The organism is Paraburkholderia sp. J10-1, assembly GCF_905220165.1.
Taxonomy (GTDB): Bacteria; Pseudomonadota; Gammaproteobacteria; order Burkholderiales; family Burkholderiaceae; genus Paraburkholderia.
In genome coordinates this window covers 243,116-256,289 of the sequence record NZ_CAJMYW010000008.1, presented here as the reverse complement: position 1 = coordinate 256,289, position 13,174 = coordinate 243,116, and the positions used below count along the sequence as shown (strand labels likewise).

Annotated in this window: 12 protein-coding genes and 1 tRNA gene; 10 read left to right on the top strand and 3 right to left on the bottom strand. The window is 65.3% G+C overall.

The window, feature by feature from the left end:
- Positions 1-88: 88 nt before the first annotated feature.
- Both parC and U5A65_RS24625 read right to left on the bottom strand, forming a co-directional pair.
- Positions 89-2,404, bottom strand: coding sequence for a DNA topoisomerase IV subunit A (gene parC, locus U5A65_RS24630; RefSeq protein ID WP_321936802.1), 2,316 nt, complete (start codon positions 2,402-2,404; stop codon positions 89-91).
- A 66-nt stretch (positions 2,405-2,470) separates the two neighbouring features.
- Positions 2,471-4,462 carry a DNA topoisomerase IV subunit B gene (locus U5A65_RS24625; protein WP_321947907.1) on the bottom strand — a complete coding sequence of 664 codons (1,992 nt, stop codon included), beginning with the start codon at positions 4,460-4,462 and terminating at the stop codon, positions 2,471-2,473.
- Between the two features lie 379 nt (positions 4,463-4,841).
- On the opposite strand from U5A65_RS24625, the gene U5A65_RS24620 reads away from it, so the two are divergent.
- Positions 4,842-5,132 carry a nucleotidyltransferase family protein gene (locus tag U5A65_RS24620; protein WP_321947906.1) on the top strand — a complete coding sequence of 97 codons (291 nt, stop codon included), beginning with the start codon at positions 4,842-4,844 and terminating at the stop codon, positions 5,130-5,132.
- Positions 5,129-5,482, top strand: a complete 354-nt coding sequence (locus tag U5A65_RS24615; RefSeq protein WP_321947905.1) for a DUF86 domain-containing protein — start codon at positions 5,129-5,131, stop codon at positions 5,480-5,482. Before U5A65_RS24620 ends, U5A65_RS24615 begins: the two co-directional genes overlap by 4 nt.
- 35 nt (positions 5,483-5,517) lie before the next feature.
- Here U5A65_RS24615 and U5A65_RS24610 read toward each other — a convergent pair whose 3' ends face one another.
- The gene (locus U5A65_RS24610) at positions 5,518-7,446 is read right to left on the bottom strand and encodes an ATP-binding cassette domain-containing protein (protein WP_321947903.1); all 1,929 of its coding nucleotides are present in this window, start codon (positions 7,444-7,446) and stop codon (positions 5,518-5,520) included.
- Positions 7,447-7,672: 226 nt separating this feature from the next.
- Between U5A65_RS24610 and U5A65_RS24605 the strand changes: the two genes are divergently transcribed.
- The 8 genes from U5A65_RS24605 (at position 7,673) to U5A65_RS24570 (ending at position 13,075) form a co-directional block, all read left to right on the top strand.
- A complete protein-coding gene (locus U5A65_RS24605; RefSeq protein WP_158757294.1) occupies positions 7,673-7,855 on the top strand; it encodes a rubredoxin in 183 nt (60 codons plus the stop codon).
- A gap of 234 nt (positions 7,856-8,089) precedes the next feature.
- Positions 8,090-8,164, top strand: a tRNA-Arg gene (locus U5A65_RS24600).
- Between the two features lie 100 nt (positions 8,165-8,264).
- The gene (locus U5A65_RS24595; RefSeq protein WP_321914756.1) at positions 8,265-8,537 is read left to right on the top strand and encodes a hypothetical protein; all 273 of its coding nucleotides are present in this window, start codon (positions 8,265-8,267) and stop codon (positions 8,535-8,537) included.
- Between the two features lie 84 nt (positions 8,538-8,621).
- Positions 8,622-8,930 carry a hypothetical protein gene (locus tag U5A65_RS24590; protein WP_415765518.1) on the top strand — a complete coding sequence of 103 codons (309 nt, stop codon included), beginning with the start codon at positions 8,622-8,624 and terminating at the stop codon, positions 8,928-8,930.
- Between the two features lie 138 nt (positions 8,931-9,068).
- Positions 9,069-10,412 carry a DNA (cytosine-5-)-methyltransferase gene (gene dcm, locus U5A65_RS24585; RefSeq protein ID WP_321947901.1) on the top strand — a complete coding sequence of 448 codons (1,344 nt, stop codon included), beginning with the start codon at positions 9,069-9,071 and terminating at the stop codon, positions 10,410-10,412.
- A 50-nt stretch (positions 10,413-10,462) separates the two neighbouring features.
- On the top strand, positions 10,463-10,912 hold the full coding sequence (locus tag U5A65_RS24580; RefSeq protein WP_321914759.1) for a very short patch repair endonuclease: 450 nt from the start codon (positions 10,463-10,465) through the stop codon (positions 10,910-10,912).
- A gap of 181 nt (positions 10,913-11,093) precedes the next feature.
- The gene (locus tag U5A65_RS24575; protein WP_321914760.1) at positions 11,094-11,597 is read left to right on the top strand and encodes a YbhB/YbcL family Raf kinase inhibitor-like protein; all 504 of its coding nucleotides are present in this window, start codon (positions 11,094-11,096) and stop codon (positions 11,595-11,597) included.
- Positions 11,598-11,668: 71 nt separating this feature from the next.
- A complete protein-coding gene (locus U5A65_RS24570; RefSeq protein ID WP_321947900.1) occupies positions 11,669-13,075 on the top strand; it encodes an MFS transporter in 1,407 nt (468 codons plus the stop codon).
- The last annotated feature ends 99 nt before the right edge of the window (positions 13,076-13,174 follow it).

The following is a 13,174-nucleotide window of genomic DNA, read 5'->3' as shown; positions in this document are numbered from 1 at the left end:
GTAATTATGCGGCGCGAGCCGTTGTGCGCGGCATTATTCCATGCCGCGCAGCGATTCGCGCCGGATATGTACGCTTACTGCAGTACTTTTACTGCGGCAACACCGGACGCATGCCCGTCACGACCTTGAGCTTCGAGTCCGGCGCGCGGCCCTTGCGTGCGCGCTTGCCGATCTGCGGAGCCAGCACGGCCCCCACCATCAGGTCCTCGCCCGCCTTGCCGCCACGGCCCGTGCCCACGAGCACGACGCCCGCCGCGTTGATCGCGAGCGCCTGCACGAGCTTCTCGTTGTCGTCGAGTTGCATGAGCGTGACGCCGCGGCCGCCGCCAGAAAGCGTCTTCATCTCGTCGAGGCCGAACACCAGCAAACGGCCGCCCGACGAAAGACACGCCACCTGCAGCGCGCCGGGCAGCATCGGCATCGGCGCGAGCGGCACGCAGCCCTCGTCGATCGTCATGAACGCCTTGCCCGCCTTCACGCGGCTCACCATGTCGCCGATCTTCGCGATGAAGCCGAAGCCGTTGCTCGACGCCAGCAGCAATGGCTGCTCCGCGTTCGCCGCGAAGTAATGCAGCAGATGCGTGCCCGCCTCGAGTTCGATGAGCGACGTGACCGGCACGCCGTCGCCACGCCCGCCCGGCAGGTTCGCAATCGACACCGAATACACGCGGCCATTGCTGCCCCACGCGATGAGCGTGTCGGGCGTGCGGCACTGGAACGCCGCATACAGACCGTCGCCGGCCTTGAACGTGAAGCCTTGCGTATCGAGCCCGTGGCCCTTGAGCGCACGCACCCAGCCCTTCTGCGAGACGACGACCGTGACCGGCTCGTCCACCACGCGCGCTTCGAAGCTCGCGCGCTTTTCCTGCTGGATCAGCGTGCGGCGATCGTCGCCGTACTGCTTCGCATCGCTTTCGATTTCCTTCACGATGAGCCGCTTCATCGACGCGTCGTTCGCGAGCAGCTCTTCGAGCTTCGCCTTCTCTTCGCGCAGTTCCGCGAGTTCCTTCTCGATCTTGATCTTCTCGAGCCGCGCCAACTGGCGCAGACGGATTTCAAGAATGTCCTCGGCCTGGCGCTCGGACAGCCCGAACGCGCTCATCAGCGCGCTCTTGGGCTCGTCCGACTCGCGGATGATGCGGATGACTTCGTCGATATTGAGGAAGACGATCATCCGACCTTCGAGGATATGGATGCGGTCGTCGACCTTGGTCAGGCGGTGTTGCGTGCGGCGCGTGACCGTCGCGAAGCGGAAACCGATCCACTCGCCCAGAATCTCGCTGATGCCCTTCTGACGCGGACGGCCATCGGCGCCGATCATGACGAGGTTCAGCGACGCGTTCGATTCGAGGCTCGTGTTCGCGAGCAGCGAATTGACGAACTCCGACTGGTCGATCTTGCTCGTCTTCGGCTCGAACACGAGGCGCACGGGCGCGTCCTTGCCCGACTCGTCGCGCACGGCGTCGAGCAGCGCGAGCATGGTCTGCTTGCTCTGCAACTGCTCGGGCGTGAGCGTCTTCTTGCCGAGCTTGAGCTTCGGGTTCGTCAGCTCCTCGATCTCTTCGAGCACCTTCTGGCCCGAGGTGTTCGGCGGCAGCTCGGTCACGACCAGTTGCCACTGGCCGCGCGCAAGTTCCTCGATCTTCCAGCGCGCGCGCACCTTGAGGCTGCCGCGCCCCGACTCATAGGCCGCCGCGATTTCGGCGTCGCTCGAAATGATCTGGCCGCCGCCCGGGAAATCGGGCCCCGGCAGCTTCTCCATGATCTCCGCATGCGAGAGCTTCGGATTCCGGATCATCGCGACGGCTGCCGACGCGACTTCGCGCAGATTATGCGAGGGAATTTCGGTCGCGAGGCCCACCGCGATACCCGACGCGCCGTTGAGCAGCAGCATGGGCAGGCGCGCGGGCAGCGTCTTCGGCTCCTGGAACGAGCCGTCGTAGTTCGGCATGAAATCGACGGTGCCCATGTCGATTTCGTCGAGCAGCAGCTTGGCGATGGGCGTCAAGCGCGCTTCGGTGTAGCGCATGGCCGCCGCGCCGTCGCCGTCGCGCGAGCCGAAATTGCCCTGGCCGTCGATGAGCGGATAGCGCATCGAGAAGTCCTGCGCCAGACGCACGAGCGCGTCGTAGGCCGACTGGTCGCCGTGCGGATGGTACTTACCGAGCACGTCGCCCACCACGCGCGCCGACTTCACGGGCTTGGCGTTGTCGCCGAGCCCCATTTCGTTCATCGCGAAGAGAATGCGCCGCTGCACCGGCTTCTGGCCGTCGCAGACGTCGGGCAGCGCGCGGCCCTTCACCACGCTCACCGCGTAGTCGAGATAGGCGCGTTCCGCGTAGTGGCCGAGCGTGAGCGTGTCGCCGTTCGGGGCGTCCGTCACTTCAGCAAAGAGATCGTCCATGTTTCAATCAATCCGTAATCGTGTACGCGTTCAGACGTGTGCCTGGTTATCTGCTCAGTTATCCGCTTAGATGTCCGCTTCGACTTCGTTGCCCTTCTCTTCGAGCCACGAGCGGCGCGAGGCGGCTTCGCCCTTGCCCATCAGCATCGTCATGCGCGCAACGGTAGCCTCGTAGTCGAGGTCGCCGAGCGCGATGGGCGAGAGGCGCCGCGTGTCGGGATTCATCGTCGTGTCCCAGAGCTGCTCGGCGCTCATTTCGCCAAGGCCCTTGAAGCGGCTGATGGTCCATTGCGTGTCGCGCACGCCGTCCTTGCGCAGCTTGTCGAGAATTGCTTCGAGTTCGCCTTCGTCGAGCGCATAGAGCTTCTGCGCAGGCTTCTTGCCACGCGCTGGCGCATCCACGCGGAACAGCGGCGGGCGCGCCACGCACACGTGGCCGCGCTCGATCAGCTGCGGGAAATGCTTGAAGAAGAGCGTGAGCAGCAGCACCTGGATGTGCGAGCCATCCACGTCGGCATCGGAAAGAATGCAGATCTTGCCGTAGCGCAGGTTCGACAGATCGACGGTCTCGTCGGGGCTGTGCGGATCGACGCCGATCGCCACCGAAATATCGTGCACTTCGTTGTTCGCAAAGAGCCGGTCGCGCTCGGTCTCCCACGTGTTGAGCACCTTGCCGCGCAGCGGCAGGATGGCCTGGTATTCCTTGTCGCGCCCCATCTTCGCGGAGCCGCCAGCGGAATCGCCCTCAACCAGGAAGAGTTCGTTGCGCGCGATATCGGTCGATTCGCAGTCGGTGAGCTTGCCCGGCAGCACGGCCACGCCCGAGCTCTTGCGCTTCTCGACCTTCTGGCCCGCGCGCGTGCGCGCCTGCGCCTGCTTGATGACGAGATCGGCGAGTTTCTTGCCGTGCTCGACGTGCTGGTTGAGCCAAAGCTCCAGAGCCGGACGCGAGAACGACGACACGAGCTTCACGGCGTCGCGGCTGTTCAGGCGCTCCTTGATCTGCCCCTGGAACTGCGGGTCGAGCACCTTGGCCGAGAGCACGAACGAGACGCGCGCAAAGACGTCTTCGGGCAGGAGCTTCACGCCTTTGGGCTGAAGATTGTGCAACTCGACGAAACTCTTCACGGCCTGGAAGAGACCATCGCGCAGGCCGCTTTCATGCGTGCCGCCCGCGGGCGTCGGAATCAGGTTCACGTACGACTCGCGCGTGAGCGAACCTTCCTCGCTCCACGCCACGACCCACGCGGCGCCCTCGCCTTCGGCGAAGGTGTCGTCGGTGGTGCGCGCGTCGGCGTAGCGCTCGCCTTCGAAGAGCGGGATCAGCAAATCGGCGCCGCCCATGCCTTCGAGCAGGTAGCCGCGCAAGCCGTCTTCGTACTTCCAGCTTTGGCGCTCACCGGTCTTCTCGACGATCAGTTCGACCTCGACGCCCGGCAGCAGCACGGCCTTCGAGCGCAACAGACGCTGCAGTTCGCCGAGCGGCAGATTGGGCGAATCGAAATACTTGGGATCGGCCCACGCGGTCACGCGCGTGCCGGTTTTCTTCTCGTCGCGCGCGGCGTTGCGCGTGGTGAGCGGGCGCGTGACGTTGCCGTCCGAGAAGCCGATTTCGGCGACCTTGCCGTCGCGCCAGACGGTCACGTCCAGACGCGTGGATAGCGCGTTGGTGACCGAGACGCCCACGCCGTGCAGGCCGCCCGAAAAGGTATAGGCGCCGCCGGCGGCCTTGTCGAACTTGCCGCCCGCGTGCAGTCGCGTGAAGACGATCTCGACGACCGGGACTTTTTCGTCGGGGTGCAGGCCGAACGGAATGCCGCGGCCGTCGTCCTCGACGGAGACGGAGTGGTCGGCGTGCAGCGTGACGGTGATTAGCTTGCCGTAGCCGCCGAGCGCTTCGTCCGAGGCGTTGTCGATGACTTCCTGGACGATGTGCAGCGGATTCTCGGTGCGCGTATACATGCCCGGCCGCTGCCGGACGGGCTCGAGGCCCTTGAGCACCTTGATCGACGCTTCGCTATAGCCAGTGTTTCCAGCGTTGGACTTCTTCGTTGACATGGTGATCCACAGGGGGTTGTCCGCGCGCTTGTCCACAGGTCCTGTGGACATCTGCGGGGAAAACGCGTTGAGCGTTCAAAAAAACCGATACGAAACAACGAGGTGAACCGGCTGCGCGCCGCGGTGGCAGATGCGCTCGCGGCGGCGAGGTGGTTCGCTCAGTTGTTCGAATTCGCGAGGTATTGTACTGATTTGGGCTCGCACGGCAATTTGCATGGGGGTTGGCCGTTCGGCGGAGGGGCGGTGCAGCGGGCGAGTCGCGTAGAATGGCCCGCATGCGGCATGGGGTTTGATGCGAGCCGTTCAGGTGTTTCGTGGGCGGGTTTGCTGGACTGTTCGTTGCAAGGTTCGCCGGAATGTTGAGGAGCATGGAGCTGCCATGAGGCCATCCGAAGCTTTGCGCGCGCATCGCGCGGAAATCCGCGAAATCGTCGCGAGCCATCACGCGTCCAATGCGCGCGTGTTCGGCTCGTCTGCGCGCGAAGAGGACGACGAGGATAGCGATCTCGACCTGCTCGTCGATCCAACACCGGAGACGACGCTGATCGATATCGCGCAAATCCAGTTGCGGCTCGAAGCGCTCCTCGGCGTGCGGGTCGATGTGCTCACGCCGAAGGCACTGCCAGCGACATTCCGCGCCCGCGTCGTCGCCGAAGCGGTGCCCGTATGAGAAAGGAGGATCTGCGCACGCCCGATTACCTGGCGCACATTCTCGAGGCAGTCGAACGCATTGGCACGTACACCGCCCCGCTGTCACAAGAAGATTTCGAGGCAACGCCAATGGCCGTCGATGCCGTCGTGCGCAACCTTGGCATCATCGGTGAGGCGGCTCGCAACATCACGCGCGGAGATTCCGCCTTCGCCGCCGCGCATCCCGAGATACCGTGGGAAGCGATGTACGGAATGCGCAATCGAGTGACCCACGGTTATTTTTCCGTGGACGTCGCCATTGTCTGGAGCACCGTGCAAATCTGGATTCCAGACCTGAAGCGCAAGCTCTTGCCGCTCACGCGCCCCTAAAAAAAGCGGCCTTCATCAGGCCGCTCTCTCTCGCATCACTTGCGCTTGCTCTCCAACTCCTCCCACCGCTCCAGCGCCACAAGCAATTCCTCGTCGATCGCCGCGTAGCGCTCGGTGAGGCGAGTCCCCTCCTGCGCATCTTTCGCAAAGATCGATCCGTCCTCGATCTTCGCGCCAATGGTCTTCTGCTCCGTCTCGAGCGCCTCGATGCGCTTGGGCAGTTCCTCGAGCTCGCGCTGCTCCTTGAACGAAAGCTTCACGCTGCGCTGGGCATTGCGTCCCGCCGCGCTGTCCTTGGGCACGGCCACCGCGGCAGCCGCTTCCTTCGGCGCGCGCGCCTCGGCAATTTCCTGCGCACGGGCGCTTTGCGTCTGCCAGTCCGTGAAGCCGCCCACGTACTCGCGCCAGCGCCCCTCGCCCTCGGACGCGATCACCGAAGTCACCACGTTGTCGAGGAACGCGCGGTCGTGGCTCACGAGCAGCACGGTGCCGTCGTAGTCGGTCAGCAGTTCTTCGAGCAGTTCGAGCGTCGGGATGTCGAGGTCGTTGGTCGGTTCGTCGAGCACCAGCACGTTCGCGGGACGCGCGAACAAACGCGCGAGCAGCAGACGGTTGCGCTCGCCGCCCGACAGCGACTTCACGGGCGACCGTGCGCGCTCCGGCGCGAACAGAAAGTCGCCGAGATAGCTCATCACGTGCTTCTTCGCGCCGTTGATCTCGACCCAGTCGCTGCCGGGGCTGATCGTGTCGGCAAGACTCTTTTCCATGTCGAGCTGCGCGCGCATCTGGTCGAAGTACGCGACCTGCAGATTCGTCCCCACGCGCACCGTGCCAACGTCGGGCTTCAGTTCGCCGAGGATCAGCTTCAGCAGCGTGGTCTTGCCCGCACCGTTCGGACCGACGAAGCCGATCTTGTCGCCGCGCATGACCGTCGACGAGAAGTTGTCGACGATCGTGCGGCCGCCATAGCGCTTCGTCACATCCGTGAGTTCCGCGACGATCTTGCCGGACTTCTCGCCTTGTGCGACGTCGAGCTTCACGTTGCCCTGCACGTTGCGGCGTTCCTCGCGCTCATGGCGCATCTGCACGAGGCGCGCGATGCGGCCCACGCTGCGCGTGCGGCGTGCTTCCACGCCCTTGCGGATCCACACTTCTTCCTGCGCGAGCAGTTTGTCGAACTTCTCGTTCTCCACGCGCTCGACTTCGAGCTGCTGCGCCTTGCGCTCCTGGTACTGCGTGAAGTTGCCCGGATACGAAAGCAGCTTGCCGCGATCGAGTTCGACGATACGTGTCGCCACGCGGTCGAGAAACGCGCGATCGTGGGTGATGAACAAGAGGCTCGAGCGCTGCGCCACGAGCAATTCTTCGAGCCAGCGAATGCCGTCGAAGTCGAGGTGGTTGGTCGGTTCGTCGAGCAGCAGGATGTCGGGCTGCACGACGAGCGCGCGCGCAAGCGCCACGCGCTTTTGCATCCCGCCCGAGAGCGCGCCCACGCGCGCTTCGCCTTCCAGGCCGATCTGCGCGAGCGTCGTGGATACACGCGTGCGCCAGCTCCAGGCGTCGGCGTGATCGAGCGACGACTGCAGCGTGTTCATGCGCGCGAGCAGCGCGTCGTGTTCCGCGCCTTCGGGCGTGTCTGCGAGCCGGTGCGCGACGGTGTCGTATTCGTCGAGCAGCGCACGCACGTCGGCGAGGCCCGAGGCGACGGTGTCGAACACCGTGGCGTCGGCGTCGAAGTCGGGCTCCTGCGGCACGTAGACGGTCGAGAGATCCTGCTGGCGCGTGACGAGGCCGTCGTCGGGCTTCGCGAGATCGGCGACGATGGTCAGCAGCGACGACTTGCCCGCGCCGTTGCGGCCGATCAGCCCGACGCGCTCGCCGGCTTCGAGCGAAAAGTCCGCGTGATCGAGCAGCGCGACGTGGCCGAAAGCCAGTTGCGCGCCTGTGATGGTGTAAAGCGACATGGATGGAAAGCGATGCGTGCGTTGGACCTGAAGCGGGCATTGTACCGGGCCGCGCAGGTCGGGCCGCGCAGGTCGGGCCGCGCAGGTCGCGGAATACAGCGACCCTTTAGCGCAGCGGCACGCGATCCGTTTTCCTGTACTATCGCGGGTTGCCCGCTCCGCCCAGCATTAGATAAAGGGCCGCATGACGGGTGATGCATCGAATCGACTGAACGAAGGACACGCTGTGAGTGAAGTAATCGAGTACAAGAGCTGGGTCTGCCTGATTTGCGGCTGGATCTACAACGAAGAAGAAGGTCTGCCCGACGAGGGGATCGCCGCCGGCACGCGCTTTGACGACATTCCCGACGACTGGCGCTGCCCGCTGTGCGACGTGGGCAAGCCGGAATTCGCCGTCGTCGAGTTCTGATCGCGACGACTTGCCCTGCTGCGGCGGCTCGCGGGGAGCGATCGACGCGAGACCCAAAATGCGGCGCTGGGGCTAAGTGGCGTCATTTTCGCGCCCGAACACGTTTGCTATACTCTTGGCCCTACGCCGCGATATGGCTCGGGCCCGCAAGGCCGGACCGCTTCGCGCGCCGCTCCGCGCCATGACGGGTCACTTGGGAAACATGGCGATCGAACGGAGCCATGCTCGACCGCGCTCCCTGTAGTTCAATGGATAGAACAAGTGCCTCCTAAGCGCTAGATGCAGGTTCGATTCCTGCCAGGGGGACCACCCAACCGAGCATGTCGGGCCGCGAAGACCGCAACCGGTTCGCGCGCCCCATCCCTTCTCTTTCTCGCATTCGCGCCCCTCTATCCCGAGCAGGTTTTCCATGGACATCAACAAGCAAGTCGCCGCCCTCACTGCCTCCGAACTGCAGACGGCAGGAGCCAGTCAGGCCACCGCCATCGCCGTGAGCGTGCTGCTGCGCCATCTCAATTCGCCTGAACTCGCGCGCCAGTTGGGCGCGGCGTTCGAAAACCATCAGGCCGTGATGCTGCAAACACCGTGGCCCGAGCAGATGCTGAACGCGTTCGAAGCGACGCGGCGTTTCTTCGAAAGCGCGGCTCAGGTGCAAGGCGCGACGCCGCCGGCTGCCGAATAAACGGCAAAGCGAACCGCGGATAACCGGCGAATTCAGGGTAAGTACTGAGATATTTTCCCTAAAGAAGAAAAAAATAGTGCCGTAATGGCCTTCATGGACACCCCGCGTCCCCTTCCCGCTGGTTATATGATGTCGAACCTTATCGACCAGGATATCACGCACATTCGTCGCGTGATGCCCTTGTCGCTCGCCGGCGACTTCGGTGGGCCGATTCTCCCCGCGAACTACTGGCGCCAGCGGCTGCACCGCCTGCTCGACACCGGTCATGTGAACAAGGGGCAGCTGTGCGAAATCGACAGCCTGCTGCTGATCCTCGACCTGCACGAGCTGAACGTCGCCTCGGCCTCCGCGGCGCTCCCGAAGCAGGCGAACGCCGCCCCGCAACACTCCTGACTTTTCCCTGAATTCGACGCACGCACGAGCAGGCTTTCGCCTGCGCGGCGCGCATCTGTGCACGCGCATCGGGAATTCCTGGTGCCGCGGGTCGACCATCGGTCATAATGTCCGCAAAAATACCCTAACGAGGACTCCGTGCACACGGCCGAACCGAGAGACCTGCTCCAGCAGGCACGCAAGCGTTTCACCCAACAGCAAATCGCCACACACGTCGGCCGCGACGTGAAGACCGTGCGACGTTGGGAAAAGGGCGAAACGCCCTGCCCCGCGATGCTCGAAGCCGCCCTGCGCGAGCTGCTGCACACCGGCGCTCACGCGAGCGGCAGTGCGGCGCGCTTTCGCTTCATCGACCTGTTCGCCGGCATCGGCGGCATCCGCAAGGGTTTCGAAGCGCACGGCGGCGAGTGCGTTTTCACGAGCGAATGGAATCCGTTTTCGCGCAAGACCTACCTGGAAAACTACGGCGAAGACCATCCGTTCATCGGCGACATCACGGCCGTGGACGCCGCCGACGTGCCCGATCACGACGTCCTGCTCGCGGGCTTTCCCTGCCAGCCGTTCTCGATCGCGGGGGTGAGCAAGAAGAACGCGCTTGGCCGTCCGCACGGCTTTGCCTGCACCACGCAGGGCACCCTGTTCTTCGACGTCGCGCGCATCATCGCCGAGAAACGGCCCGCCGCATTTCTGCTCGAGAACGTGAAGAACCTCGTCTCGCACGACCGCGGCCGCACCTTCGACGTGATCCTCCAGGTGCTGCGCGACGAACTGGGCTATGACGTGCACTACCGCGTGATCGATGGACGCCATTTCACGCCGCAGCATCGCGAGCGCATCATCATCGTCGGTTTTCGCGAGCCAACGCCGTTTTCGTGGGACGCGCTCGCGCTGCCGGAAGACGGCCCGCGGCTCGCCTCGATCCTGCATCGCACCGACGGCGGCGAGCCGCTGCTGCCCTGGGACGGCGAGCGCTTCTTCGATCACGGCGCGCACCGCGTGCAGCCGAAGTACACGCTCACGCCGGGGCTCTGGGCTTATCTGCAGCAATACGCCGAGAAGCACCGCGCGGCCGGCAACGGCTTCGGCTTCGGCCTCGCATTTCCCGACAGCGTCACGCGCACGCTTTCGGCGCGCTATCACAAGGACGGCTCGGAGATCCTCGTCTATCAAGGCGAAGGATTGCGCCCGCGCCGCCTCACTCCGCGCGAGTGCGCGCGGCTCATGGGTTTGCCCGACACCTTCCGCATTCCGGTGAGCGACACCCAGGCGTACCGCCAGTTCGGCAACAGTGTGGTGATGCCAGTGATGCGCGAAGTCGCGCGCACGATGATGCCGCATCTCGATGCGGTGCTGGCCGCGCAGCCGGAGGCGCTCCCTGCACACGCGTTGCCGGTTCCCGCCGTTGCACGCACAACGCGTACGAACAAGGCCGCGCGCACCACGCGCGCCGCCCCGGCGAGCGCCACGGCGGGAGGCCGCTGACCGGCGCGCGCCACGGCCAACCGCAGCCCACCGCAGCGAGGCGACAGACGATGGTGGACGTCGTCGATACCGCGACCCGCAGCCGGATGATGTCCGGCATACGCGGGCGCAACACGAAGCCCGAAAAGCTGATCCGCAGTCTGCTGCACCGGCGCGGCTTTCGCTTTCGCCTGAACGTGCGCGACCTGCCGGGCCGGCCCGACATCGTGCTGCCGCGCCGGCGCGCTGTGGTGTTCGTCCACGGCTGCTTCTGGCACGGCCACAACTGCGCGCTTTTCAAGTGGCCACAAACGCGCCCCGAGTTCTGGCGCGAGAAAATCGCACGCAACCGTCTGAACGACGCCAAAGCGCTCGCCGCGCTCGCGGCGCAAGGCTGGCGTGTGGCGGTGATCTGGGAATGCGCGTTACGTGGCGCGCAGCACGATCCGCAGGCGGTCGTCGAGCGGCTTGCCGCGTGGCTCGAAGACGAGTCGTCCGCATGGTTCGAGGCGCGCTCGTGATCGCGGCTCGACTAATCTCAAGCGCGACGATATCCCGCCGATGCGCCGTGCATGTCACGCTGCAAAGCTGGCCCTGGCTGAACAGCCTGCAGTGCTAAACTCAATCGATCGGCTGCGCACAAATGACGCGTCACGCGCGCAAGCGCCGCCGTCCCACAACGCGAAGTGAAGGAGACAACCGATGGCTGATTTCCGACTTTGGTCCGATGACTTTCCCAGCAACGGTTTCATGCCGAAGGCGCAGGAGTTCGACGACCGGGCCTTCGGTGTCGACGGCGACAACGTCTCGCCCGCGCTGCAGTGGGACGATCCACCCGCCGACACGCAAAGCTTCGCGCTCACCGTCTACGATCCGGACGCGCCAACAGGCAGCGGCTTCTGGCACTGGGTCGTGGTAAACATTGCGCCCGACGTGCGCTCGCTCGCCCGCAACGCCGGCAAGCCCGACGGCAGCCTGCTCCCGCAGGGCGCGGTGCAGATGCGCAACGACTACGGCACGGTGGGCTTCGGCGGCGCGGCGCCCCCGCGCGGCGACAAGCCCCATCGCTACATCTTCCGCGTGCACGCGCTCAAGGCGGCGCAACTGCCCGTCACGCCGGAAACGACCAACGCGGTGGCGCGCTTCATGACGCACTTGAACGAGGTCGACTCGACCACCTACGTCGGGCTCTACGAGCTGAAATAAGCCGACAGACAACACCACAAAACAACCGCCAGCCGGCGGCGCACGACCGTCGCGCGCCGCCTTGCCCATCGATGCCCACGCTTTCCGAACGCTCCGCCACGCCCTCCGCCGACATCGAAACCGGCCTGCCCTTCCCACAGCGTTACTACGCGATCCTCGTGGTCGCGCTCGGCATCACACTCGCCGTGCTCGACGGCGCGATCGCCAATGTCGCGTTGCCAACCATCGCGCGCCACCTTCATGCGAGCGCGGCCAGTTCGATCTGGATCGTCAACGCGTATCAGCTATCGGTGACCATCTCGCTCTTGCCGCTCGCCTCGCTCGGCGACCGCATCGGCTACAAGCGCGTGTACCTGGCCGGCATGGTGCTTTTCACCATCGCGTCGCTCGGCTGCGCGCTGGCGACCACGCTGCCCCAACTCGCGTTCGCGCGCATGGTGCAAGGCTTCGGCGGCGCGGGGATCATGAGTGTGAACACCGCGCTCGTGCGCATGATCTATCCGCGCGCGCAACTGGGCCGCGGTGTCGCCATCAATGCCATGGTCGTGGCGATCGCCTCGGCGGTCGGACCGACGCTCGCCTCGGGCGTGCTCGCCATCGCGACATGGCCCTGGCTCTTCGCGATCAACGTGCCGATCGGCATCGCTGCGCTCGCACTGGGTCTGCGCGCGCTGCCCGTGAACGAGCGGCATCCCGCGCCCTACGACTATTTGAGCGCCGTGCTCAATGCCATCGTGTTCGGTCTCCTGATCTTTGCCGTCGACGGCCTCGGCCACGGCGAGAGCAATCGCCTCGTTGCGGTCGAGTTCGCGCTCGCGATCGTGATCGGCTGGTTCTTCGTGCGCCGCCAGCTCACGCAGCCCGCGCCGCTCCTGCCCGTCGACCTGCTCGCCAACCCCGTGTTCGCGCTGTCGATCAGCACCTCGGTCTGTTCGTTCTGCGCGCAAATGCTCGCGTTTGTCGCGCTGCCGTTCATGCTGCAGGAAACCCTCGGCTTCTCGCAGGTCGACACAGGCCTTCTCATGACGCCGTGGCCACTCGTCATCATCGGCGCCGCGCCGCTTTCGGGCGCGCTCTCCGACCGCTATCCGGCGGGCATGCTCGGCGGCATCGGCCTCGCGCTGTTCGCGCTGGGCTTGCTCTCGCTCGCCACGCTCGGCGCGCATCCGACGGTGTTCGACATCTGCTGGCGCATGGCCTTGTGCGGCGTGGGTTTCGGCGTGTTCCAGTCGCCCAATAACCGGCAGATTCTCTCCTCCGCGCCGCGCGAGCGCAGCGGCGGCGCAAGCGGCATGCTCGGCACCGCGCGCCTCACAGGCCAGACGCTTGGCGCGGCGCTCGTCGCGCTCATCTTTGGCATTGCGCCGCAACACGGACCGACCGTCGCACTCTACGTGGCGACGGCCTTCGCCGCCGTCGCGGCGGTGGTGAGCCTGCTGCGCCTGATGCCGGGCGCCGCAGCGCAGACACCAGGCTAAGCACGGCCTAACCCTGCGCGCGCGCAGGCACTAACATGGGTCTAGGGCGAGCCATATTCGCGGCCGCGCCCGGCGAGTCAACCTGCCGAACCAGGCAAA